The organism is Arthrobacter sp. KNU-44 (genome assembly GCF_051843155.1).
Lineage (GTDB): Bacteria > Actinomycetota > Actinomycetes > Actinomycetales > Micrococcaceae > Arthrobacter.
Genome location: NZ_JBPXNG010000002.1, coordinates 4,427,581 through 4,451,294, shown reverse-complemented (window position 1 = coordinate 4,451,294; position 23,714 = coordinate 4,427,581). Strand labels below are relative to the sequence as shown.

The 23,714-nt window shown below is 62.2% G+C and carries 22 protein-coding genes; 5 read left to right on the top strand and 17 right to left on the bottom strand.

What is annotated here, in order from left to right:
- Positions 1 to 16 precede the first annotated feature (16 nt).
- From ACSVHC_RS21850 to ACSVHC_RS21830, 5 genes are all read right to left on the bottom strand, one after another.
- Positions 17 to 1,501, bottom strand: a complete 1,485-nt coding sequence (locus tag ACSVHC_RS21850; protein WP_439181303.1) for an LCP family protein — start codon at positions 1,499 to 1,501, stop codon at positions 17 to 19.
- A gap of 167 nt (positions 1,502 to 1,668) precedes the next feature.
- Entirely contained in the window at positions 1,669 to 2,631 is a 963-nt protein-coding gene (gene era, locus ACSVHC_RS21845) for a GTPase Era (RefSeq protein ID WP_439181301.1), read from the bottom strand.
- On the bottom strand, positions 2,615 to 3,946 hold the full coding sequence (locus ACSVHC_RS21840; protein WP_437770046.1) for a hemolysin family protein: 1,332 nt from the start codon (positions 3,944 to 3,946) through the stop codon (positions 2,615 to 2,617). Before ACSVHC_RS21840 ends, era begins: the two co-directional genes overlap by 17 nt.
- The gene (gene ybeY, locus ACSVHC_RS21835; protein WP_236810860.1) at positions 3,943 to 4,416 is read right to left on the bottom strand and encodes an rRNA maturation RNase YbeY; all 474 of its coding nucleotides are present in this window, start codon (positions 4,414 to 4,416) and stop codon (positions 3,943 to 3,945) included. Before ybeY ends, ACSVHC_RS21840 begins: the two co-directional genes overlap by 4 nt.
- Positions 4,413 to 5,501, bottom strand: a complete 1,089-nt coding sequence (locus tag ACSVHC_RS21830) for a PhoH family protein (protein ID WP_234749230.1) — start codon at positions 5,499 to 5,501, stop codon at positions 4,413 to 4,415. The genes ybeY and ACSVHC_RS21830 overlap by 4 nt, the downstream gene beginning before the upstream one ends.
- 421 nt (positions 5,502 to 5,922) lie before the next feature.
- Here ACSVHC_RS21830 and ACSVHC_RS21825 point away from each other — a divergent pair, with 421 nt between their 5' ends.
- A complete protein-coding gene (locus tag ACSVHC_RS21825; RefSeq protein WP_437770047.1) occupies positions 5,923 to 6,810 on the top strand; it encodes a GerMN domain-containing protein in 888 nt (295 codons plus the stop codon).
- 31 nt (positions 6,811 to 6,841) lie between these two features.
- Here the strand turns inward: ACSVHC_RS21825 and ACSVHC_RS21820 are convergent, their stop codons facing one another.
- The 3 genes from ACSVHC_RS21820 to hrcA form a co-directional block, all read right to left on the bottom strand.
- On the bottom strand, positions 6,842 to 7,618 hold the full coding sequence (locus tag ACSVHC_RS21820; RefSeq protein WP_437770048.1) for a 16S rRNA (uracil(1498)-N(3))-methyltransferase: 777 nt from the start codon (positions 7,616 to 7,618) through the stop codon (positions 6,842 to 6,844).
- 2 nt (positions 7,619 to 7,620) lie between these two features.
- Entirely contained in the window at positions 7,621 to 8,751 is a 1,131-nt protein-coding gene (gene dnaJ, locus ACSVHC_RS21815) for a molecular chaperone DnaJ (RefSeq protein WP_059390014.1), read from the bottom strand.
- Positions 8,752 to 8,818: 67 nt separating this feature from the next.
- A complete protein-coding gene (gene hrcA, locus ACSVHC_RS21810; RefSeq protein WP_236810846.1) occupies positions 8,819 to 9,832 on the bottom strand; it encodes a heat-inducible transcriptional repressor HrcA in 1,014 nt (337 codons plus the stop codon).
- Between the two features lie 181 nt (positions 9,833 to 10,013).
- On the opposite strand from hrcA, the gene ACSVHC_RS21805 reads away from it, so the two are divergent.
- Both ACSVHC_RS21805 and ACSVHC_RS21800 read left to right on the top strand, forming a co-directional pair.
- Positions 10,014 to 10,871 carry a DUF3097 domain-containing protein gene (locus ACSVHC_RS21805; RefSeq protein ID WP_437770049.1) on the top strand — a complete coding sequence of 286 codons (858 nt, stop codon included), beginning with the start codon at positions 10,014 to 10,016 and terminating at the stop codon, positions 10,869 to 10,871.
- A gap of 102 nt (positions 10,872 to 10,973) precedes the next feature.
- Positions 10,974 to 11,387, top strand: coding sequence for a DUF4870 domain-containing protein (locus ACSVHC_RS21800; RefSeq protein ID WP_345447489.1), 414 nt, complete (start codon positions 10,974 to 10,976; stop codon positions 11,385 to 11,387).
- 53 nt (positions 11,388 to 11,440) lie between these two features.
- Here the strand turns inward: ACSVHC_RS21800 and hemW are convergent, their stop codons facing one another.
- The gene (gene hemW / locus ACSVHC_RS21795) at positions 11,441 to 12,670 is read right to left on the bottom strand and encodes a radical SAM family heme chaperone HemW (protein WP_437770050.1); all 1,230 of its coding nucleotides are present in this window, start codon (positions 12,668 to 12,670) and stop codon (positions 11,441 to 11,443) included.
- A 78-nt stretch (positions 12,671 to 12,748) separates the two neighbouring features.
- On the bottom strand, positions 12,749 to 14,602 hold the full coding sequence (lepA, locus tag ACSVHC_RS21790; RefSeq protein ID WP_236810839.1) for a translation elongation factor 4: 1,854 nt from the start codon (positions 14,600 to 14,602) through the stop codon (positions 12,749 to 12,751).
- 147 nt (positions 14,603 to 14,749) lie between these two features.
- Here lepA and ACSVHC_RS21785 point away from each other — a divergent pair, with 147 nt between their 5' ends.
- Both ACSVHC_RS21785 and rpsT read left to right on the top strand, forming a co-directional pair.
- Positions 14,750 to 15,319 carry a type II toxin-antitoxin system PemK/MazF family toxin gene (locus ACSVHC_RS21785; protein ID WP_437770051.1) on the top strand — a complete coding sequence of 190 codons (570 nt, stop codon included), beginning with the start codon at positions 14,750 to 14,752 and terminating at the stop codon, positions 15,317 to 15,319.
- Between the two features lie 171 nt (positions 15,320 to 15,490).
- A complete protein-coding gene (rpsT, locus tag ACSVHC_RS21780) occupies positions 15,491 to 15,751 on the top strand; it encodes a 30S ribosomal protein S20 (protein ID WP_236810834.1) in 261 nt (86 codons plus the stop codon).
- A gap of 147 nt (positions 15,752 to 15,898) precedes the next feature.
- On the opposite strand, the gene ACSVHC_RS21775 is transcribed toward rpsT, so the two are convergent.
- From ACSVHC_RS21775 to ACSVHC_RS21745, 7 genes are all read right to left on the bottom strand, one after another.
- Positions 15,899 to 17,191, bottom strand: a complete 1,293-nt coding sequence (locus tag ACSVHC_RS21775; protein ID WP_437770063.1) for an ISL3 family transposase — start codon at positions 17,189 to 17,191, stop codon at positions 15,899 to 15,901.
- Between the two features lie 145 nt (positions 17,192 to 17,336).
- Positions 17,337 to 17,834, bottom strand: coding sequence for a hypothetical protein (locus ACSVHC_RS21770; RefSeq protein WP_439181300.1), 498 nt, complete (start codon positions 17,832 to 17,834; stop codon positions 17,337 to 17,339).
- 394 nt (positions 17,835 to 18,228) lie between these two features.
- Positions 18,229 to 18,840 (bottom strand): ABC transporter ATP-binding protein, encoded by a 612-nt coding sequence (locus ACSVHC_RS21765; protein WP_437770054.1) that lies wholly within the window; start codon positions 18,838 to 18,840, stop codon positions 18,229 to 18,231.
- Positions 18,837 to 19,958: a hypothetical protein gene (locus ACSVHC_RS21760; RefSeq protein WP_437770055.1), complete on the bottom strand. Its 1,122-nt coding sequence runs from the start codon at positions 19,956 to 19,958 to the stop codon at positions 18,837 to 18,839. Before ACSVHC_RS21760 ends, ACSVHC_RS21765 begins: the two co-directional genes overlap by 4 nt.
- A 316-nt stretch (positions 19,959 to 20,274) precedes the next feature.
- Positions 20,275 to 20,571: a hypothetical protein gene (locus ACSVHC_RS21755; RefSeq protein ID WP_437770056.1), complete on the bottom strand. Its 297-nt coding sequence runs from the start codon at positions 20,569 to 20,571 to the stop codon at positions 20,275 to 20,277.
- A 420-nt stretch (positions 20,572 to 20,991) separates the two neighbouring features.
- Positions 20,992 to 22,008 (bottom strand): DNA polymerase III subunit delta, encoded by a 1,017-nt coding sequence (holA, locus tag ACSVHC_RS21750; RefSeq protein ID WP_437770057.1) that lies wholly within the window; start codon positions 22,006 to 22,008, stop codon positions 20,992 to 20,994.
- Complete coding sequence (locus tag ACSVHC_RS21745) at positions 21,927 to 23,534, bottom strand: ComEC/Rec2 family competence protein (RefSeq protein WP_439181299.1); 1,608 nt, start codon at positions 23,532 to 23,534, stop codon at positions 21,927 to 21,929. The genes holA and ACSVHC_RS21745 overlap by 82 nt, the downstream gene beginning before the upstream one ends.
- Positions 23,535 to 23,714 lie beyond the last annotated feature (180 nt).

Genomic DNA, 23,714 nt, shown 5'->3' with positions numbered 1-23,714 from the left:
GGAGTTTCCCGCGTTGCTACCTCGCGATGAGTGCCGGGTTGACCGCCTGGCATTTCACGTCGCCTGCGGTCTGCTTGACGACGTCGGACGGTACGGAGGCAACTCCGTACTTGGTCCCGGAATTGAAGTCACTGCCGACATAGACCTGGACTCCGACGACACCCTTGGATAGTTCGACTTGCGAGGCCGGGATCCCCAGGAGGTTCGCGACATCCGGCGCGACGTCGGCATAGCCGGTCCCGTAATAGACAACCGTCTTGGGGACGGCGGCTGCAAGGAAATGAGCGGCTTTCGTGAATCCGCCGCCAACCAGGGCAGCGGCGATCTCCTGTCCGCGGGACGCGACGCCCGTTCCGTCTGCCACGGTCACTGGCTGAAGGGCCTTGTCATAGGCCGGAACGGCAGGAGTGCTTGGCGCCGGTGCCGCGCTGCTTGACGGGGCGCCGGACGCCGCGGGCGAGGGACTGGCCGACGGAGTGGCCGTGGCCCCCGGCGTGGTCAGGTCCAGGTTCGCGCGCATGGCGGCGAACAGCTGCGTGGCCTGCGGTTCAACCAATTCGAGCCTGTTGGGATCGACGGCGGCGGGCTGGGTGGGAACCGAGACGAACGCGACCTTGGACAAGTCAACGTCTTTGAGGCGGCTCCCGATGGTCAGGAGCGACTGGACCGATGCCAGGCCTTCATCCACGGTCAGGTTCTTTGTCACGGCATCCGCGATGGACAGCAGGCTCTGCGGATTGCTTAGCGTTCCGTCGGACTTGATCTTCCGGGTCAGCGAAGAGAGGAAACCCTGCTGCGCCTGGATCCGGCCGAGGTCACTTCCGTCGCCAAAACCGTGGCGGGTCCGGAGGAAGGCCAGGGCCTGCTCCCCTTGGACACTCGATGTTCCCTTGGGGAGCCGGAGTCCGGAATCAGGGTCGTAGACGGCGTCGCTCACGCACACGTTGACCCCGCCGACGGCGTTGGACAGCTCCTTGACGGCGTTGAAGTCGGCCATCATGAAGTGATCGATTTGCAGTCCCGTGAGCTTGTTCACTGTGTCCACGGCGCAACCGATCCCGGCTTCTGCCATCGCCGAGTTGATCATGACGTTGGAATGGGCTTCATAGACGGTATTGGTTTTGGGATCGGTGCACTTCGGAACATCCACCAAGAGGTCGCGGGGAAAGCTGGTGAGGCTCACCCTCTTGTTGTCCGCCGAAATGTCCAGCAGCATCATGACATCCGACTGGCCATAGCCGGTGGAGTCCTGCGTTGAACCGTATTGCGCGTTCTTTCCGTCCCTCGTGTCGGACCCGAGGATGAGGATCTGCTGGCGGTCCGTGGCGTCGTTCGCAGCGGCCTCGGTCCTGGGAGCGCCTGCCGACAAAGGTGCTTTGCTGATGTTCGACTGCAAGCGGATGACCCAGTAGGCGGCGAAAGCAATACCTGCGACCAACAGCACCGACACCGTCACGGCGGTGACCTTAAGCCAGAGCGGGAGGCCCTTCGGAGCATTCATGTGGCGGGGGGTGCCGGGAGCTTCCCCGTGGCGTGCAGCGCCGGGGGCACCTATGGTGCCGGGCTCCTGAACGCGTGCATCGCGACGTCGCACGACTCGCTCGACCTTTCCTCGGAAAATGGGATTCGGACCATTTTACGGGCCCAAACTGGGAAATTCCCCAGCGGCTAGAATCCCAACTTCACGAGTTGCTTCGGGTCGCGCTGCCAGTCCTTGGCCACTTTGACGTGCAAGTCGAGGTAGATCTTGGTTCCCAAAAGGGCCTCAATGCCCTTGCGGGCATTCGTTCCGACCTCGCGCAGCCGGCTTCCGGCCTTGCCGATGATGATGGCCTTCTGGGACGGACGTTCAACGTACAAATTGACCCGCACGTCGAGGAGCGGGTTGTCTTCGGAGCGGCCTTCGCGGGGCAGGATTTCCTCCACCACCACAGCCAACGAGTGGGGAAGCTCGTCCCGGACGCCTTCCAAGGCTGCTTCCCGGATAAGTTCGGCGACCATGACGGCCTCCGGTTCGTCGGTGAGTTCGCCGTCCGGGTAGAGGGGCGGAGAAGGAGGCATGTGGCCGATGAGGACGTCGGCGACCGTACTGACCTGGAAGCCGTCGGTCGCGGAAACCGGAACGATATCGGCCCAGCCTTGTTCGCCGAGGACTTCGCGGCCCAATGCGGCTACAGCCAGGAGTTGTTCGGTCAAGGCCTGGCGGTCCACCAGGTCGGTCTTGGTGACAAGTGCGATGATCGGCTTGCGTGCGACGGCGGCGAGCTGGGCCGCAATGTATTTGTCGCCCGGTCCGATCTTCTCATTGGCGGGCAGGCAGAAACCAATGGCGTCCACTTCGGAGAGGGTGTCCGCGACGAGATCGTTGAGCCGCTTGCCAAGGAGGGTGCGCGGGCGGTGCAGGCCGGGAGTGTCCACGAGGATAAGTTGTGCGTTCTCCCGATGGACAATGCCGCGGATCGTGTGCCTCGTGGTCTGCGGCTTTGCCGAGGTGATGGCCACCTTCTGGCCAACCAAAGCATTGGTGAGGGTGGACTTGCCCGCATTGGGACGGCCCACAAGAACCGAGAAACCCGCGTGGAAGCCGCCGAAGTCCTGATCGGCGTCGAACTTCTTATTGTGCTTGCTCACGTGGAACTCCCTGTTGCGTTGTGTCGGCCTCGTCGAGAAGGTCTTCAAGGTCAGTGTCTTCTTTTGGAATGGCTGCCGCAATGATATGGCTGACCCGGTTTCGCCGGCCTTCCAGCCTATCGGCTTTCAAGGAGATCCCATCCACCCTCACTGCGCTGCCTACGATCGGCACCTTGCCCAGGGTTTTTGCCAGGAGGCCGCCCACTGTGTCCACTTCGTCGTCGTCGAGGTTGATGTGGAAAAGCTCGCCGAGGTCGTCGATGCTCATCCGTGAACTGACGCGGTACGTGCCATCACCCAAGTCAGCGACTTCCGCATCGTTGGAGTCGTACTCATCCACGATCTCCCCCACGATTTCCTCGATGAGGTCCTCGAGGGTCACCAGCCCGGCCGTGCCGCCGTATTCGTCAATCACTACGGCCACATGCGTGGACTCTTGCTGGAGCTCGCTGAGGAGGTCGCTGACAGGCTTTGATTCGGGAACGAAACGGGCCTCGCGGGCTATGGCATCAACGTCCTGGCGCACTGATGGCTGTTCCGGGCGGTGCAAGGCGGCAGCGACGTCCTTCAAATAGAGAATGCCGCGGATCTGGTCCGCATTCTCGCCGATAACGGGGATCCTTGAGTATCCGGAGCGCAGGAACAGGGCCATGGCCTGCTCCAGGCTGGATCCGGACTCGATGCTCACAATGTCCGTTCGAGGGACCATCACCGAGCGCACTAGCGTGTCGCCGAAGTCGAAGACCGACTGGATGAGTTCGGCCTCGCTGTCCTCGATCATGTCCGATTCCGTGGCCCTGTCGACGAGTTCACGGAATTCTTCCTCGCTGAAGAAAGCTTCATCGCCGCTGGGCGCACCGGGTGCCACCACGCTGCCGATCCTCACGAGCCAGCCGGGAATGGGACCCAGGATCCAGCACAGGAACCTGATGAGCGGGGCAGAGTAGCGAACCACGCCGCCAGAGTGGGCGCGTCCGAGTTGACGGGGCGAAACGCCCACCAGAACGAAACCAATGACGGCCATGATGCCCGTCGCTGCCAAACCGGCAAGCCAGACGTTCTCGAGGAGGCTATGCATGACGACGGCGACGGCCACCGCTGCCGCCATCTCGAACCAGACCCGCCAGAAACGCAGCGCCCGGATGTGCGCAATTGGCTGCGCGAGGATGCTGCGAAGCGCATTCCCCCGGCTCTTGACGATGGCTTGCTCGGCGTCGTGCCGCGGCAGGAAGGTGAAGGCAGCCTCAGCCGCGGTCAGCAGGGCGACGAAACTGAGGAACACCAACGCCATCCCGACCAGGATGAGCGAGGTCACAGCATGGTCTCCATGGGGGCGTCCTTGCCAAGGAACGCGGACAGCAGCTCACGCTGCAAGCCGAACATCTCGGCCTTTTCCTCCGGTTCGGCGTGGTCGAAACCGAGCAGGTGAAGGATCCCGTGCGTGCAGAGCAGGAGCATTTCATCCTGTGTCGAATGACCGGCGTTGCGGGCTTGCACCTCGGCCACCTGCGGGCAGATGGCGATGTCGCCCAGCATGCCCTGCGGAGCAGGCTTACCAGGCGTTCCCGGCGTCAACTCATCCATCGGAACAGACAAGACATCGGTAGCGCCAGGTTCGTCCATGAGCTCGATGTGGAGCTTTTCCATGGCAGGCTCATCCACCAGGAGGATGGAAAGTTCGGCTTGGGGGTGAATGTAGAGCCGCTCGAAGATGAAGCGTGAAAGCGTCACCAATTGTGCCTCGTCCACTTGGACGCCGGACTCGTTGTTGACCTCGATGCTCATCTGTGTTCTCCCCGTTTGTCGTGGATCGGCGTGTGCTGGGCACGCACCCGGTGCTTTTCATCCCATTTGCTGTAGGCGGACACGATGTCGGCGACAAGCCGGTGCCTGACGACGTCGGAAGCGTCCAGCATCGTAAAGTTCACGCCGTCGATTCCGTTGAGGATTTCCTGGACGATGCGCAGACCCGAGGTGGCGCCGAAGGGCAGATCCACCTGGGTGATGTCACCCGTGACAACCATCTTGGAGCCGAAGCCCAAGCGGGTCAGGAACATCTTCATCTGTTCCGCCGTGGTGTTCTGGGCTTCATCAAGGATGATGAACGCGTCGTTGAGCGTGCGGCCGCGCATGTACGCAAGCGGTGCTACCTCAATAGTCCCGGCAGCCATAAGGCGCGGGATCGATTCCGGGTCCATCATGTCGTGCAAGGCGTCGTACAAAGGACGCAGGTACGGGTCGATCTTGTCGCTCAACGTTCCCGGAAGGAAGCCGAGGCGCTCTCCTGCCTCGACAGCGGGCCTCGTGAGGATGATGCGGCTGACTTCCTTGAGCTGCAGTGCCTGGACGGCCTTGGCCATCGCCAGGTACGTCTTGCCGGTGCCCGCAGGACCGATCCCGAAGATCACCGTGTTGTCGTCGATGGCGTCGACATAGTTCTTCTGGTTGAGCGTTTTGGGGCGGATGGTGCGCCCGCGGCTCGAAAGGATGTTGTGGGTCAGGACTTCGACGGGGTTTTGGAGGGACTGGCTGCGCAACAAGGACACGAGTTGCTGGAGCACGTCCGGGGTGATGACCGTCCCCTTGCCGACCAGGCCGCGGACTTCCTCTAGAAGCCGCATGATCCGGGGAACATCGCTCGACGGTCCGCTGAAGGAGAGCTCGTTGCCGCGCACATGAAAGTCGACGCCGGGGAACTGGGCTTCGATGTAGCGCAACGCCTCGTCATGGCTGCCAAGGGTCTGAACCATCTGATCCGAGTTGTCAAAGATGACAACTTCCGTCCGGGCGCCCGGGACAGAGTGTGGGAACTCGGCCGGACCTGTGTCAACGCTGCCGGCCTTGGGCCGCCCGTTCAATGATTCTGTCATAGTGCTGGCCTTGCGGCCTCTGCTCCTCCGGCTTGGTGATGTCCATCGATTTTCTCCGATGTCCGTCTGCTGGATGGGCGCACGATCGCGGGCCTCGGATTGCTTTCAATCCTACGCCAGCCAGTCTCCGGGGTGGTTCCAGACCCTGCCCGGCGGGGCTGCGGACGGCCGATCCATGCCGCTTTGGTATCAACTCGGCATCGACCTCGTATCAATCGGATTGCAGTTGGCCGCCGGGGTATCGAAACGCCAGCCGGGGCCCGGGAGACTGTGACAAGCTGATTCATGGGCAAAATGCCCCTGTGCCCGGCCACCGGGCGCATGACTCCCCCGCACCACCGCGGCCGAACACGAGCAGGAATCCACCATCACCAGGCCAGCCGTCACTCCTCACGGCACACGCATCCGGAAACGCTCCGCGATGCTTGTGACCGCTTTGACGGCTGCCTTGTTCCTGTCGGGCTGCATTGCCGATCGCACGGGACAGGGATCCACCACTCCGATCCCCACCCCGACAGTTGCGCTGCAGACGGTGCCGGACAGCAATGCTCCGCTCGAAACAACCCAGGCCTCAAACAAGATCCCCGTGTATTGGATCGGGCGTAGCGACACGGACACCTTCCTGTACCGCGAATTCCGTGACAACCCTGGCAACGAGAACCCCATCACCACGGCCCTGCGGATCATGATGTCCCAGAAGCCGTTGGATCACGATTTCTTCACGCCGTGGCAGAACCCAGGCAGCCTGGCGACCTCGATTTCCGGTAAGAACGTCGTCACTGTCGATGTTTCCCGCGACGCGTTCAATTCCAATCTCGACGCCGGGATGGCACAGCGTGCGGTCCAGGAACTCGTCTATACCGCCACCGCAGCGGCCGCGAGTTCAGGACTGATCGATTCAGGACAGCAGATCAAGGTGACCATCCTGGTGGACGGGCACACGGACTACATGGCATTCGGTCAGGTCAAACTAGGCGATCCGATGGTCCGCGACGCATCCATGGTGGCACCGGTGTGGATCATCGACCCGCAAGAGGATCTGACCTTGCCTGCCGGTCCGGTCAAGTTCAACGGCCGGAGCACAGACCCCTCGAAGAAACTGCATTGGCAAATCCTTCGCGAGAACTCAAACGGCGACAAGTCCTCCTACCTCGCCGGGCAGACCACTGCATCTGCCGTTCCCGGACAAGGTGGAGCCTTCAGCCTCACCGTGGGGCTCGGAGCGGGCCGCTATGAATTGCGGGTTTCCTTGGTAGGACCCAACGACGCCGACGTCGCGACGGATACCCGTACTTTCAGCGTTCGCTGAGCGAGCGCTGATCCAGGACGAGCGCTGCGGGCTACCAGCGCCCCAGAATGTCACTGGCGAGCACGACGGCTGCGGGTCCCGCCGTCGACGAGCGAAGCACGTGGTGGCCCAGGAGCGCGGTGACCGCGCCGACGTCGCTGAGCTTCGTCACTTCGCGCGGTGAAATGCCACCCTCCGGGCCGACGATGAGCAGGACTTCGCGACCCGCCCCGGTTTCCGCGTCGGAAACCTCGGCCTGCCACTTCTGCAGGACATCCCGCAGCGGACGTTTCGCGTCCTCATGCAGGATGATCGCCAAGTCGGCCGCGGCAACCGCCGCAGCCAGGCCGGAGCCGTCGACGGCGGCACGCACCTCGGGAATCCACGCGCGCCGCGCCTGCTTGGCGGCTGCCGTGGCGACGGACTGCCACTTCGCGTGGGACTTGGCCGCCCTGTCACCCTTCCAACGGACGATGGAACGCTCGGCCTGCCAGGGCACGACGGCGTCGATCCCGAGTTCCGTTGCCGTCTCGACGGCAAGTTCGTCCCTGTCGCCCTTCGCGAGGGCCTGGACCAATACGAGCCGCACGGTTGGTTGGTGCTCCTCCTGGACGGCGGTGGCAAGGACTGTCAGGGTTCCGTGCCCGGATTCGGTCACGGTGCCCGTGAGCCGTTTTCCGGCACCGTCGGCAATATCGACGGCTTCGCCGACTTCCAGGCGCTTGACGGTGACAGCATGCCTGGCTTCGGCGCCGTCGAGCACAAAAGTGTCTCCAGGGCCGAGCCCGTCAAGCGTTCCGGCTGCTGCGAAGAATACGGGGTTGCTCACCGCTATAGGTTACCGAGCTTGTCCCGCAGCTTCGCGAACATACCGCCGCTGGCCACAAGCTTGCCTTCGGTGAACTGCTCTCCGCGCAATTTTGCCAGTTGGCGAAGCAGGTCTTCCTGTGCGGCGTCGAGCTTGCCGGGCGTCTCAACGTGCAGGTGCACCTTGAGGTCTCCCCTGCCGTAGCCGCGGAGATGGGTGACGCCGAGTCCACGCAGGGTGATGACTTCGCCGGACTGCGTGCCGGACTTGACGTCAATCTCCTGGGGACCGTCGAAAGTCTCAAGCTGCAGCTCAGTACCCAGTGCCGCGGCAGTCATGGGAACGCTCAGCGTGGCGTGAAGGTCGTCGCCTTCGCGGATGTAGGTGGAGTCACTGTTGACCCGGATCTCCACGTAGAGGTCACCGGGAGGACCGCCCGCAGGACCTGCTTCGCCTTGCGACGACAGCTGGATGCGGGTCCCGGTAGCGACGCCGCCGGGCACCTTAACGGTCAGTGAACGGCGGCTGCGGATGCGGCCCTGGCCGTTGCACTCATTGCAAGGATCCTTGATGATCGAGCCGAAACCTTCGCACGATCCACACGGTGCGGCTGTCATGACCTGGCCGAGGATCGAGCGTACAGCCCGCTGGACCTGGCCCGAGCCGCCACAGATGTCGCAGCGCTCCGGGTGGGTGCCCGGACGGCAACATGAGCCTTCGCACGTGGGACAGATGACAGCGGTGTCCACCTCAAGCTTCTTGTTGACACCAAACACGGCCTCACGCAAGTCGATGCGAACGCTGATCAGGGCGTCCTGCCCGCGGCGCATACGTGATGCGGGGCCTTGCATGCCGCCGCCTCCTCCGCCGAAGAAGGTATCGAAGATGTCCTGGAAGGCGAATCCCTGGCCCGCGTATCCTCCGCCGAAACCGTTGTCGGTCCCGTTCTCGTTGCCAGTTGCGTCGTAGACACGGCGCTTCTGGGGGTCGGAGAGGACCTCGTAAGCGTGGGTCACCGCCTTGAATTCCTCGGCTGCGCCGGCCCCGGGGTTCACATCGGGGTGCAGCTTACGTGCGAGTTTGCGGTAGGCCTTTTTGATCTCCTCGCCGGTTGCTTCCGGCGAGACGCCCAGAACGTCATAGTGACTGCTCAAAGTCGGTATCTCTTCCTTGTTTACGGTTCCACTGCGTTTCTTGCGAGGCGCCCTCCAGCCGAGGCTGTCAGCCGCCCAGAATGCGGGAAAGGTAGCGTGCGACGGCACGGACGGCCGCCATGGTGTTGGGGTAGTCCATGCGGGTGGGTCCAAGAATGCCGATCTTGGCGCTGCTGCCCGGACCGTAGCCCGTGGCAACCACCGAAGCCTCCGAGAGGCCGTCATAGGGGTTTTCGCGGCCGATGCTCACCGTGACGCCGCGGGGGTCTTCCGCCATATCCGACAACAGCCGCAACATGACCACCTGCTCCTCAAGCGCTTCGAGGACCGGACCGATGCTCAGCGGGAAGTCCACGTTGGAGCGGGCCAGGTTGGCCGTGCCTGCCATGACCATGCGCTCGTCGCGGCTCCGCTCGGCAAGCCTTTCCAGGCCATGGGCAAGGGCGCCTGCAAGGTTGCGAAGCGTCGGCGGGCACAAGGCAACCACCGAAGGCAGGACTTGCGGCATGAGGTCGAGCTGGGAGCCGGCAATGCTTCCAAGGAACCGCGCGCGCAAGGCCATGAGCTCTTCGTCGGTGGCGTCCGTCGCTGCGTGCACAACGCCCTGTTCCACCTTGCCAGAATCGGCGATCAATACCACCAAGACCTGACGCGGTGCCAAAAGGACAAACTCAATGTGCCGGACACGCGCGCGGCTCAGGTGCGGGTACTGGACGACGGCGACCTGGTTGGTCAGTTGGGAGAGGAGCCGGACAGTGCGCTCAAGGATGTCCTCAACGTCGTCGGGTCCCTCAAGCAAGGAATGGATAGCCCGGCGCTCGGCAGCCGAAAGCGGCTTGACCTCGGAGATGCGGTCGACGAACAGGCGGTAGCCTTTGTCCGTTGGAATGCGGCCGGCACTCGTGTGCGGCGCGGCAATGAGGCCTTCTTCTTCAAGAAGTGCCATGTCATTGCGGATGGTGGCGCTCGACACTCCCAAATGGTGCCGTTCGACCAAGGCTTTGGAGCCGACGGGCTCGCGGGAGTGAACGTAGTCCTCCACGATGGCGCGTAACACTTCAAGCTTGCGTGGTTCGCTCACTGCCCACCTCCAATCAACATTTCAACAATTAGCACTCAACATGCCCAAGTGCTAACAAGTCTAGTATGAGCCACCTCGTTGTTAGCATTGGTACCGCTCGCGGCGAACATGATTCCCGCGCGGCCGTGGGTAATGCCACGGACCGTCAACGATCCCCCTAGCGCAAAGTGGTGTGAAGACCGTGTCTTACGACAATTGGGGCCCGCAAGACCTCACCTCGTCTGCCAAACGGCAACTGCCTGAGGTGCCCGTTGAACGCGGGATGGTTCTCGAGGACGTGCAGTCCGGTTGGGTCGGGGCCGTGACCAGGGTGGAGAAGTCCGGGGGCATGCACATTGTGGTGCTTGAGGATCGGCGGGGAAAGGCCAAATCGTTCCGGCTCGGATTCGGATTCCTCCTGGAGGGACAAGCAGTGAAGCTCGTGCCGCCGGCTCCACGCGCCGCGTCCGCCAAGGCCGCGGCGCAAGCAGGCAGGACGGCATCGGGATCCGTCCGCGTCGCCGGGCAGCGGGCCCAAGTCGCCAAGGCGAGCCGGATCTGGGTGGAAGGCAAGCACGACGCCGAACTCGTGGAAAAGGTGTGGGGAGATGATCTCCGGGTGGAGGGCATCGTCGTCGAGCCCTTGCACGGCGTGGACGATCTCAAGGCCGCCATCGCCGGGTTCTCCCCCGGCCCGGGCCGCCGGCTCGGAATCCTCGTGGACCACTTGGTACCGGATTCGAAGGAGTCGCGGATTGCTGCCGAAGCCATGACGCTGCCGGGCGCCGCGGGAAACGTCCTGATCGTGGGACATCCCTACGTGGACGTCTGGCAGGCAATCCGGCCCAAGGTGTTGGGGATCGAGCAATGGCCAACCATCGCGCGCGGCACGGATTGGAAGACCGGCATCCTGAGGTCCTTCGGCTGGCCGCATGAGACGGCCGAAGATGTCGGGCTGGGTTGGCAAAAGCTTCTTGGCGCCGTCCACAGCTACGCCGATTTGGAGCCCTCGTTGCTGGGCCGCGTGGAAGAAGTGATCGATTTCCTGACTGTTCCGTGACGATTGCGCGCCCCGGGCAGAGGAGTTGGTCGGCTGATCGCGTGCCGAGCAAGTATTCTGGGACAGCAACACTGCACCGATTGATACTCGAAGGAAGATACTTTGGCAGACAACGCTCCTGACGATCGGGATGGCACCTCGGGCCAGTCCCAGTACCACGGCGTTCCTGCCAACGCGCTGCCCTTGACCGCCTCGGAAGACCGGCAGTGGGCAACACTGGCACATTTCGGCGGGATCCTTGGCTGCGTTCCTTCGCTTCTGATCTACCTGATCTTCCGCGAACGTGGCCCCTTCACGGCACAGGAATCCAAGGAAGCGCTCAACTTCACTTTGCCTCCGACGATTGCCGCAGTGCTCGCCAACGTCCTTGTCTTGCTCCCGGTGGTGGGAAACCTGTTCGCTGTCCTTGCCACGGCGATCTGGGTGGCCGTGACCTGCTTCTCGGTGTCAGCCGGAATCCGCGTCAACCACGGACAACCGCACCGCTACCGCTTCAACCTGCGCTGGATCAAGTAGCCGGTCTTCGCGGGTCCGTACGCAACTCCCGCGCCAACCGCTAGCGCCTGCCGCTAGTCCGGAAGGATCCGGCGGACCACGGCGTCCGCGAGTAGCCGGCCCTTGAGAGTCAGGACCAGCCGTCCTTGGAAGGCCGCACCAGGCTCAACCAGTCCGTCGGCAATGAGGCCTGCGACGGCGTGGCGGCCCACCTTGTCGAGCGCGTCAACTTGAAGCCCTGTGCCGAGCCGAGCCTCCAGCATGATGCGTTCCACTTCCCGGGTTCCGGCGTCGAGCGTTTCACGTCCAGCGGCCGGAGACACCCCGCTGCCGAGCCTGTTGGCATAGGCTGTGGGGTGTTTGACGTTCCACCAGCGGACGCCGCCCATGTGGGAATGCGCACCGGGTCCGATGCCCCACCAATCGTCTCCCCGCCAATAGGCTAGGTTGTGTTTGCACGCCTGTTCGGGAGTGCGGGACCAATTGCTGACCTCGTACCAGTCCAGACCGGCGGCGCTGATCAGCTGATCGGCGAGTTCGTACTTGGCGGCGTGGTCGTCGTCGTCGATGCCGGGAACTTCTCCGCGCCGGATCTGCGCCGCCAGCTTGGTGCCTTCTTCCACGATCAGCGCATAGGCACTGATGTGGTCCGGACCGTAGGACAACGCTGTCTCGAGGGAGGTCCGCCAATCAGCCATGGACTCGCCGGGAGTCCCATAGATGAGATCGAGGCTCACCGCAAGGCCGGCGTCGCGCGCCCATTGGACCACCAAGGGGACCCGGCTGGGAGTGTGTGTACGGTCCAGGACCTTGAGGACGTGAGGGACCGCCGACTGCATGCCGAAGGAAATCCGGGTAAAGCCGGCGTCTGCGAGCAGCTGGAGGGACTCGGGCGTCACAGAGTCCGGGTTCGCCTCAGTGGTGACTTCGGCTCCCGCTTCCAGGCCCCAGTGCCCGACGGCGGCCGTCAGGATGCGTGCGAGATCTTCGGCAGGCAGCAGGGTCGGCGTCCCGCCGCCGAAGAACACCGTGCTCAGGTGCCGTTGCGGCAGCCCGGAGGCTTCCATGGCCCGGACGGCGAACTCCACTTCCGAAATGGCAGTAGACGCGTAGGCGTCCTGGGAGGCGCCGCCGCCAAGTTCGGTGGCTGTGTAAGTGTTGAAATCGCAGTATCCGCAACGGACGGCACAGAAAGGTATGTGGACGTACAGTCCAAATTTGCGTGAATCGACGCCGTCGAGCACCTGCGGCGGCAAGAGTCCGTCCGCAGGTGCCGGATCCCCGAGGGGAAGAACGCTAGGCACGGATTTCCCCTCGTGCCTGTCCTGCGCGCGCCCCTACAGTGCGCGCGTGTCCCGTGGTGTCCCGGGCGAAAAGCGGCATTACTTCTTGGCCTTGTCCTTGGATTCGTCGGTGGTCAGGGCTGCGATGAACGCTTCCTGTGGAACTTCCACGCGGCCCACCATCTTCATGCGCTTCTTGCCTTCCTTCTGCTTTTCCAGAAGTTTGCGCTTACGGGTGATGTCACCGCCATAGCACTTGGCAAGGACGTCCTTGCGGATGGCGCGGATGCTCTCACGCGCAATGATCCGCGAACCGATGGCGGCCTGGATGGGCACCTCGAACTGCTGGCGGGGAATGAGTTCGCGCAACTTGCCTGTCATCATGACGCCGTAGGCGTAGGCCTTGTCGCGGTGGGTGATGGCACTGAAAGCGTCAACCTGCTCGCCCTGGAGCATGATGTCCACCTTGACCAGGTCTGCGACCTGCTCGCCGTCGGCCTTCCAGTCCAGCGAACCGTAGCCGCGGGTCTTGGACTTGAGGATGTCGAAGAAATCGAAGACGATTTCGGCCAGCGGAAGGCGGTACCGGATTTCCACGCGGTCTTCGGAGAGGTAGTCCATGCCGCCCATGACGCCGCGGCGGCTCTGGCACAGCTCCATGATGGCGCCCACGAACTCATTCGGCGCCAGGATGGTGGCGGACACCATAGGTTCGCGCACCTCCGAGATCTTGCCGGTGGGGTATTCGCTCGGGTTGGTGACGTGCAGGACCCGCTTGTCCTCCAGCGTGACCTCGTACTCAACGTTGGGAGCGGTGGAGATGAGGTCGAGGTTGTACTCGCGCTCGAGGCGTTCACGGGTGATTTCCAAGTGCAGCAGGCCAAGGAAGCCCACGCGGAAACCGAAGCCCAGGGCGGCAGACGTCTCAGGTTCGTAGACGAGTGCTGCGTCGTTGAGCATGAGCTTCTCTAGGGCATCCCGGAGCACTGGATAGTCCGTGCCGTCCAAGGGATACAAGCCGGAGAAGACCATAGGCTTGGCATCGGCGTAACCGGCGAGGGATTGCGAAGCGGGCTTGGCCAGGTTGGTCACGGTGTCGCCGACCTTTGACTGGCGGACGTCCTTCACGCCGGTGATCAAATAGCCTACTTCGCCGACGCCCAGGCCCTTGGAGGGCGTGGGCTCCGGAGAGCTGACACCGATTTCCAGGAGCTCGTGGGTGGCACGGGTGGACATCATCTGGATCCGCTCGCGCGGGTGCAGCATGCCGTCCACGACACGGACGTAGGTGACCACGCCGCGGTAGGTGTCGTACACGGAGTCGAAGATCATGGCTCGGGCCGGAGCGTCCGGGTCGCCGACAGGAGCCGGAAGATCGCGGACGATCTTGTCCAGCAGGGCCTCTACGCCCACGCCGGTCTTGCCGGATACGCGCAGCACGTCCTCGGGGTCGCCGCCGATAAGGTTCGCGAGTTCCGCGGCGTACTTTTCGGGCTGGGCGGCCGGAAGGTCGATCTTGTTGAGCACCGGAATGATCGTGAGGTTGTTTTCCATCGCCAGGTAGAGGTTGGCCAGGGTTTGGGCCTCGATGCCTTGCGCGGCATCCACCAAGAGGACTGCGCCTTCACAGGCCGCGAGGGAACGGGAAACCTCATAGGTGAAGTCAACGTGGCCGGGGGTATCGATCATGTTCAGGGCGTAGCTGGTGCCGTCAAGTTCCCAGGGCATGCGGACAGCCTGGGACTTGATGGTGATGCCACGTTCGCGTTCGATATCCATGCGGTCCAGATACTGGGCCTTCATGTCGCGGGACTTAACGACGCCGGTGTACTGCAACATGCGGTCGGCCAAGGTGGATTTACCGTGGTCGATGTGGGCAATGATGCAGAAGTTCCGGATGATGGCCGGATCTGTCGCGGCGGGCACCGGTGCGGTGCGGGCCATGGGAGACACGCAGGGTCCTTACTGTCGATACTCACACGGCCGGACTCCGGACTGGTCTGGACCATTCCGGCCGATGCCGCATATCTGAACTAATAGTCTCCCACGAACCCGGCGCCGCTTGTGCACTGGCACGGCAAGGGAAAGTACGGTGGTTCCATGGCATCGGACACACACTTGCTTGGCAGACTCCTCAAAGGCTCCCTGGGCTACCTTCGACGGATCATCGGATCCCCGGCCGGCGCACCCCCTCGCCGATCCCCGAAGGGCGGGGCCGCGGCGAAGGCGAACCGGACACGGAACGCAAGCACCGACGTCGGGCAGCTTTCCGGTCCGTATCCGGGCGACTTCAGGGGCGCGGTGTCGCCGCGGTACTCCCCCAATCCCGACGGCAAACCGGACCCGGGAGAGATCGTGTGGTCATGGGTTCCGTACGAAGAGGATTATTCCCAGGGCAAGGACCGCCCGGTCCTTTTGATAGGGCACGACGGCGCGTGGCTGCTGGGGCTGATGCTGACCAGCAAAGACCACTACAACGGCCGCCGTTCAGATGACTACGTCGACATCGGCACCGGTTCCTGGGACCCTCAAGGCCGGCCGAGCGAGGTCAAGGTAGACCGGGTGGTTCGCATCAATCCGGCGGACGTCCGGCGGGAGGGTGCTGTCCTCGACAAACGCACTTTCCAACTTGTGGCGGGCCGGCTCAACGGGCAACACGACTCGGCATAGACGCGAAATCCCCGGAAAAGCGCCGAGTCTGATAATATTTATGGCTGTGTGTCCGTGCAGGTCGACGGCCACTCATGGTTGGCTGCCATAGGCATCCCCACGCCGCTCAGTCGATGGCCAACCTGAAAACCCTCTAGACCATTTTCCGCATTAAAAAGAGAGTTCACACACGTGGCTAATATCAAGTCCCAGAAGAAGCGCATCCTCACCAACGAGAAGGCTCGCCTGCGTAACAACGCAGTCAAGTCTGAGCTGAAGACGGCCATCCGCGCCGTCGCCACCGCCGTTGAGTCCACGGACAAGGATGCCGCTGCAAAGGCTCTTGTTGCTGCTAGCCGTAAGCTGGATAAGGCTGTCAGCAAGGGCGTTATTCACAAGAACAACGCTGCAAACCGCAAGTCGGCGATCTCCAAAAAGGTCAGCGCACTCTAAGGTTTATCCAGTTCGACTGAGCTGAACATGAGGCCGGCACCCCTGGGTGCCGGCCTCAGGTATTTAAGGCGGAGCTACCTGAGACGAGCAGGACCGAGTTTACGGGCTCTTCACGGTTCGTGGGGAAATGGATCCCTGGGATGAGCGTCATGCCGCCGTCCGAACGGCACTTCTCAAGAGAATAACCGACTTGTAATTGGCCGGGTTGCGGTAACCGCGGGCGGTGCGTTTGATGTTCTTTATGGCGGTGTTGTTGGCTTCAACCTTGCCCGTCGTGGCACCGGTAATGATCAGCACCTCGATCTCTTTCCACCACCGGCAGACGGTGCGGTAGAGCCTGTTCGTCTCCGGTCGTCCGGCTGCCTTGACCAGTTCCTCAAGTTCGTTCTTCGCCGTCGCGGCGTCCTCCAGGGAGCCGGTGCGCAGCAAGACCCGCAGCTGTTCCTTGACCTTCCAGACCGCCTGGAGCGTGCCGGTCGGATCGTCGGCAGCGAACACTTCTGCTAGCCGGTGGGCGGCCTTCTCCGTGAGGGTATTGCCAGCGCGCAGGAGAAGCATCCGGTGCGCCCAGGCCTTGTCGACGGCCCTTCCGCGGCGGCCCTTGACCTGTTGGGACAGGTTCTGCCGTGTCTCGGTCACGGCCTGGTTGGCCAGGGAGATCAGGTGGAAGTGATCGACCGCGACAGCGGTCCGGGGAAGCCACATCCGCAGCGCCTTTCGGAACGCCGCCGAGGGGTCGATCGCCACGACCTGCACGGCCAGACGCCATGCCAGAGGCCGGGCGAAGAGCCACTCCCCGACGCCCCTGTGGTCCCGGCCGTCCAGGACGCCCAGCACCTGGCCGCTGTCCAGATCCACGATCGTGGTCATCCACGGCTCGAACCGTGTCCAGGCCTTGGATTCGGGGTCCTGGAAGTAGCGCACGGACCGGAACCGGTGCTCATCGATACCCAGCATTCTTGGACTCAGCTGATCCACATCCGGAAGGGTGAGAAAGCAGGCTTCATTGAGCGCGACACGGACCATCCACCAAGACACCGCGAACGCGGCAGCAGTCTCCGAGACGGCCCGGCCCGAACGGATGACCGCACCCACGAGCTGGTCCCGGAGCCGGCCGGTAGAGCGGGCACGCCGCGGGACCTGGGCGGTGGACTCAAAGAACGAGAGCCTCTCGCACGCCGGTTCTTCGCAATACCAGCGGTACTTGGACCAGAGGACCTCCACCGGGCCGGCGACAGGAATGTCCCGGATCCGCTGGAAGCGTCGTTCCTTCCGCCGCGACGCAACCACCCCGCACGTGGGGCAGCCCGGCGGCTGGTCGGTTTCGACAATGACCCTCCGGCCGCCATCGGGGCTCACTCCGGTGGAAATGACACGGTAATCGGGCAGGTTGAAGATGTTGGTGGCAGCCTCAGCTGCGACCCCGGTAGGCTCGTTCAAGGCTCGTGGTCCTGTTCCAGGTTGAATGCTTAGACACACTCATCCCAGCAGGGCCACGGGCCCCCTTGTCTTCAACGACACGAACTCATTTCCCCACCAACCACGAAGAGCCAGTTTACGATGGAGACGATGACGAAGAGCATCGCTAGGCGCCCCTCGGGGCAACAAACACCTTCTTGGCAGCCGCAATGTAGATGGCCCCTGCGATGGTGCCGAACAGAATACGCACCCAGGCTTGACCGAGGAGACCTCGCGCTTCGGGCTCCAAAAACAGTCCCATGGCGAGCACAGTGGCCATGAATGGGATTTGACCTAGAAGAACCCAAAACCAGCTGGCTCCGAGGGTGGGGCCATGTCCTTTGAAGATGCCCTTGTATATAAGCCTTAGTACGAGGCCTTGCAGAAAGGATGCCAGAGTACTCCAGATAATGACGCCTACGCGAAGGAAGGTCACGAGCACCTCTTGGCTCGAAAACCGGTTGTGCTCGGCATTTTCTGTGGCCAGCCGTTCAATGTTCGATCCCACCGCGAATTGGGCAGCCGCAGTGTATGCGAGCAGCAGGCAGATGATCCAGACCGGGTTGATTTTCGTCGGGCTCCGCGGTGCGGGAGGGTCGGAGGTCTTTGGGCTCGCGGAGGTCATGACTTACCTTTCGAGTAGCGCGTGTTCGGCCCACTCGGCGAGGGCCGCCAGGAAGTAGAAGATAGCTGCGGTGATGAGGACTTCGCGCATCTTTGGGACACGTGACGCCAAGTGTGTTCTCCTCTGATCTTTCCGAGAAGTGTTGGCCAGAACAGGCGTGGCCCCTGGATTGTGAGCGCCCACGCTACGATCTCGAGGGGAATTTGGACTACGGTCAGCGCGACGGTCTGGTGGATGCCAATAGCTGCGGTACTTGCAACCCACGTGAAGAGAGAAGCAAGGCCAATCCCGCAGGCTATGGCGAACAGAATTTTCAAGAAGTCGGTGCCCAGATACGGGAAACGGGAACGCAAGGCTTTGAAACGAGTGCGAACGCGATTGGTGAGACGACTGCTCATTTTCGCGCTCCTGTTGGGCGCAGTTCGATCGTATCCTTCTGGCGGACCGCGAGATCGTAGTCGGTCCAGTGGTCATCCTCGTGGGTAGCCACGAGGACCAGACGGCATTTTCCTACGGCGAGCATTGACCGGCGTGCAACTGAGGAGCCTTGCAGGTCCATTCCGTTAAGAGGCTCGTCGAGAAGTAGGACATCGACGTTCTTGAGTGCCAAAGCTACTGTCAGAACGAGTCGCTGGCGCTGTCCGAGGGACAGGTCTGCAACCCTGGTTGGCATCATCTGTTCAGTCAGAAGATGATGCCCGTCATCTTCCTGCATCTCCGACGGGCCAATCAGCGGCCTGACCATATCCAAGTGTTCTTCGACCGTGAGGTAGTCGAGGGTGAGAAAGTCCGTGTCCAGATAGACCGCCGTGAAGTCCTTTCTCCACCGCGCGATTTCAGTGCACGACGTCGAGCTCATGCCACCGAGGAGCTTGAGTAGGGTCGTCTTGCCACATCCATTCGGCCCTCGAAGCGCAACAACGCCTCGGTCCGGAAGATCTACGGAGGCACGGTCAAAGATGACGTGGGATCCAAAGGCATGATCGACACGCGTTAGAGATTTCACGTGTCCTCCATTTCGGTGACTGATAGTTCACGGACCCACGCAGGTGCGTCGTTGAGAACCAGGGAGGTCAAGAGCACAGCCACGAGAGTCAGGGCGCCGGACGTGACGCCAAACCAGGGACCTTGTGTTGCTTGCGGTGCAGCGGTACCGAGTATGCCTGAGAACACAACTGCGAGGCCAGCGCAAATTGCTGCGCCTAAGCCTGCCTTGGATTTCTGCGCCAATTTCGAGATCCGCGAGCCTGGTATGACGGCTGTCCGACGTTGGACGATCAAGGCGTCGATACTTATCTCGAGAGCGACAAGAGCAACAAGCAAGACCGCCGCCTGGGTGTACTTTCCTAAAAGGAAGAATACAGATAACAAAAGGGTCAATGGCGCAGTCACTGCGATCGCGGTAACCAGGCTGCGGATAATGATCGGCCTTACCCAGGACGGTCTAAGCCTTACGAGGAACAGGGCAAAGCCCAAAGTTTCAGGTGAAGAGATCCGTGCGAAGGATGACCGATACAGAACTAAACCCGAGAAGAAGACAGCAAGAGCAATAAACGGGGCCGTCCACGGCCATGGTGTCAATTCCATGATTGACAAGGCCAAGCTTGACAAGAGAAAAATGCATGCTGCTTTAATTGATAAATCAGCCAGCAACCCTCGGCTACGTAGGGCACGAGGATGAGCGGTGGCCCTGTAGAGGGCAGGTGTGGACGCAGCCGTAAGAACCGTACCAGCGAGGATCAACAACAACTTGTAAGCCGATCCGGAGTCGAAGCTTTCATTGACATCAAATGACGGAGAATTCGTAAAGAGAAGAATCAGGCTGCACGCCGAAAAAGCAATAATCAAAACAACGAGCACCCGGACAGCGGCTCTCTTCAGGGGTGCCACGACAAGAAATGATGAGATTGCGAGGGCCCCGGCAGCTAACAGGTTATTGACATTGTGCCATCGCACGTTCTGAAGGATGAGCATGCCGGCGAGACCAAGATCCGTAAGGACCAAACCTGCGCGCATCCCGACGTCTAGGGATGCTGACACGCTGTTCCAGCAACGATGGGTTTTCGTGTAGCGGCGCCTTGCTTGTAAAAGCGCTATTGCCAACAGCGCCGCCATGATGCTCACGACGTCAGGGGTGCTGAGCGGAATTCCCAATGTGGTTAACCCACTCGGCTGAGGCGTCCACACTATTCCGACACCGATGATTAGTAATGTCAACAAATGGCCAAAGATCATTACATTGTTAACCGCCGCAGCGTGAGAAGCAAACCCTAAAATCGTCAGAAGGTCCTGGAGTCGATGCGACCTTCGCCGAAAATCGTTAGTGAAGGTGGCCTTGCACCCGGAGAGGACCACAGCGAATACACTAGGATTCCTGTGGGTGAAGTTGCGTAAGTTCATTGTGGCCCTCCCCATGGGCTAGTACGTAAGTGGTAGCGGTTTACCAGGCAACGAACTGCTTCAGAGCCCACTTCTTGATCAGACCAAAAAGGACCCCGGCCAGTGCTGCTCCAATACCAAAGGCCGCCACGACGGCTGCAGCCATCGCCGCCCACGATAGAGCATTGAGTGCAAAGTAAATGTTCGTAGCAAGGGCAGAAGAGATGCCTAGCGTAACGGTGGCCTGAAAGGCTACCGATATTGTGAGGAAGAACGCCAAGGTGACGCCTCCAATTTTCGCCATCTTCCCTCGGAATGAAACGTTGCTTGGGTTTCGACTCTCAACGGGAGTTGACATGAATGTTCCTTTCATTCGGTGACTTTCGTAGTCACACATGGAAAGTGACTGAAGGCATGGCCGACGAAGATGGCTTGCTCGGCCACAGACCCGGCCTTGTCCCCAAAGCAAGGTCACACGTCCGGCATCTCAAAGGGCAGACACGCCGGGCGCGGCATCCGGAGGAAGGGGTCCCGCACCGTGAAATCTACGGTCAAAAGGGCTGCCTGGGAGGCCGTTGGCTTGAATTTGAGTGGTCATTGCCAGAAATTGAGTAGTGATTGCCCCGAAATTGAGTACCAGCCGGCCGCCTCTTTGTGCACTGGTGACACGCAGAGCGCGTCGCGGCACGCCGTTGACTTTCTTGTGGACTGGCGGATATACGTGGGGACGAAACCTGCGGCGCCGGGCTGAGTTGGCGAGCGGCCGGGCGCCAGCCCTCTAACGGCCGCAGGCCGCGTTGGCGATGACCGTGACGGCGTGCTCTACCGCGTACACGGGATCCCGCGAGAGGCCCTTTACCTGGGCATCCGCTTCAGCCGTGACCTGGATGGAACGGACCAGGCCTTCGGGAGTCCAACGCCGTACGTCGCGTTGGGCCTGTTCCACGAGCCATGGCTGCATGCCAAGCTGCTTGGCGATCTGCGCCGACGATCCCTGGGCTCCGGCTACCTTGGCCAGGGTGCGGAGCTTCGCGGCGAGGGCGGCCACCAGCGGCACCGGGTCAACCCCGGTGGCGAGGGCATGCCGGAGGCTGGACAGGGCCTGGGGCCCGTTGCCGGCCATGGCGGCGTCCGCAACCTTGAATGCCGTGGCTTCCACGCGGCCGCCGTAGTAGCGCTCCACTGTGGCGGCGTCGACCGCGGTAGTGGCGTCCGCGATGAGCTGGTTACAGGCCGCCGCGAGCTCGGAGAGGCTGGCACCGACTGCATTGACGAGGGCCTGGACAGCTTCCGCTTCGATGCGGCGGCCTCCTGCCTTGAATTCCGAGACGACGAATGCTGTTTTCTCGGCATCCTTTTTCAAGGGCTGGCAGTCAACCACCGGCCATCCCGAGGACTTGATGGCGTCCAAGAGCTTCTTTCCGCGCACCCCGCCACCGTGGCGAAGGACCAACACGACGTCGCTCTCCGGTTGGGCTACGTATTTCAAGGCATCGGCGAGGAAGGCATCGGTCATCGATTCGAGGCCCTCGATCTCGATGAGTTTTGCCTCATCGAACAGTGACGGCGTGACTGCCATTGCGAGCGAACCGGACTCGTAGCTGCCGGCATTGAGCCTGCTGAGTTCCAATTCAGGTGCCGCGGCCCGCACTTGCGAGCGGATCCGATCCATGGCCCGGATTCCGAGGTATTCTTCAGGGCCGGTGATGAGCACTACCGCGGACGGTGTAATGTCCCGCCAGCTGGCGGTGTTCGCCGCGGAGGTTTTGGCCTTGGAGACCTGGCCAGCAGCCAATGTTGCTTCCTTCCAGAAGGGTTTTTCTTTAGTCCCAGTCTCCCACGTGGAGCGTCCGGGGCCGTGATCCCCAACCCCGCGGCTGGCCTACCGGGCGTCGGCGAGCCCGCGTAATGGCGGTCGCTCGAGACGCGGCGAAGAGCCGACTCCCCAGCCGCTATGAGGAACACCAGGCGACGGTGCAACGACAATACGGCTGAGCCTGCCCACGTTGGATGCAGGACAAGCCACACCATCAGGATGGTCACAACAGACAAGAGCACCATGGTGGCGATTCCCGTGGGACCTTCCGGCCAGGGCAGGGCGGCTCCGGGAAGTCCTGCGAAGAACCTGGCGATTGCCGCCACCATTTCCGCGCTGGCCCCGGCTGCGGCAATAGGAACAACTGCAAGCCACGGAAGCAGCGGAACGAGGGGAACCGCAATGGTTCCCAGGATAGTCACGGGGGCGACAAACGGAGCAACTGCGATATTCGTCAGCAGTGCGTAGCTGGAGAACTGGGGTTGCAGAGCCACGATGACCGGACCGCACAGAAGCTGCGCGGCCAAAGGCACTGCAATGGCGGTAGCTAGCCAGGAAGGCACCCACGCCGGAGCCCAGGAAGCTATCGGCGGCGCCAACAGGATAATGCCCAGGGTGGCGAGGACAGACAAGAGAAATCCGATGCTCGTGCCAAGTGAGGGATCCAGGATGAGCAGGCCGGTCACGGCAATGCACAGAAAGCCCAGGCTCCGTCCCCGTCGGCCGCCGCTTAGCGCGCTGAGGCCGATAGCTCCCATGACCGCCGCCCTCAGGACGCTCGCGTCCGGCCCCACCATCATGACAAAGGACGCCAAACCAGCAAGGGCCACTATTGCCGCGACTCCCCTGGCAAGCCGAAAGCTCCTGGCCAAAAGCACCAGGCCCCCAAGAATGAGGCTGCAGTTTGCGCCGCTGACCGCCGTGAGGTGGGTGGTGCCGGTAGTTTTCATCGCCGCCTCCAGGCCTTCGTCCAAGCCGGTGGTGTCGCCCGTGACCATTCCGGGCAGGAGTCCGGCTGCGTCGCCTTGCAACCATCCGGTGGCGGAGCCGAATTGCCTTTTCAGCTGAGCTGGACCGTGGGCAATGTTGGCCGGTGCTGCCGGGTTGCTTTGAGCTTCAGGACTGTGCCGCGTGTCTGGCTTGTGGCGCGAGTCCGGCCGCATGGGTGGGGTGGCGGCGGCAAGGACACCGGCCTCGATTTGTCCTGGTTTTGCCGGCTTCAGCTTGCCGGCGGTTCTTACCTCCTGTCCCGTGACGACCTGGTTCCAGCCTTCGCCTCCAGTCAGCAGAATTCTTGTGCGGGAATGGATGAGCATGCCGTCGGCCGCAATATCGATTACTTCGGCCGGTACGGCCCAGCGTCCAGATCCACGTGAATCCGTGCCCAGTTCGCGAGGATCACCCACGATCAGCGCGTGAATGACCACCGAATCGCGTGTAGCCGCAGCGTCGGCAACCGGACCGTCCTGGCGCGGGCCGGCTTCCATCGCGGCGTGGGCGGCCACGGCCGCTCCGAACAAGCACGCCATCGCCAGAGTGGCAGGTAAGGTCCTCCCGCTTCGAGGGGCCACTACTCGGACCGTGAGGAGAAGACATGCGGCGAGGAGCAAAGCCACACAAACGACTCCCGTCCACAGCGAAGGTAGATGGGCGCCCGAAAGGGAAACAGCCCACGTGAGAATGGC

Coding starts and splice junctions, on each gene's coding strand:
- ACSVHC_RS21850 (WP_439181303.1), bottom strand. CDS start 1,501: ATGAATGCTCCGAAGGGCCTCCCGCTCTGGCTTAAGGTCACCGCCGTG.
- ybeY (WP_236810860.1), bottom strand. CDS start 4,416: ATGAGCATCGAGGTCAACAACGAGTCCGGCGTCCAAGTGGACGAGGCA.
- ACSVHC_RS21830 (WP_234749230.1), bottom strand. CDS start 5,501: ATGACAGAATCATTGAACGGGCGGCCCAAGGCCGGCAGCGTTGACACA.
- ACSVHC_RS21825 (WP_437770047.1), top strand. CDS start 5,923: ATGCTTGTGACCGCTTTGACGGCTGCCTTGTTCCTGTCGGGCTGCATT.
- ACSVHC_RS21785 (WP_437770051.1), top strand. CDS start 14,750: ATGGCATCGGACACACACTTGCTTGGCAGACTCCTCAAAGGCTCCCTG.
- ACSVHC_RS21770 (WP_439181300.1), bottom strand. CDS start 17,834: ATGACCTCCGCGAGCCCAAAGACCTCCGACCCTCCCGCACCGCGGAGC.
- ACSVHC_RS21755 (WP_437770056.1), bottom strand. CDS start 20,571: ATGTCAACTCCCGTTGAGAGTCGAAACCCAAGCAACGTTTCATTCCGA.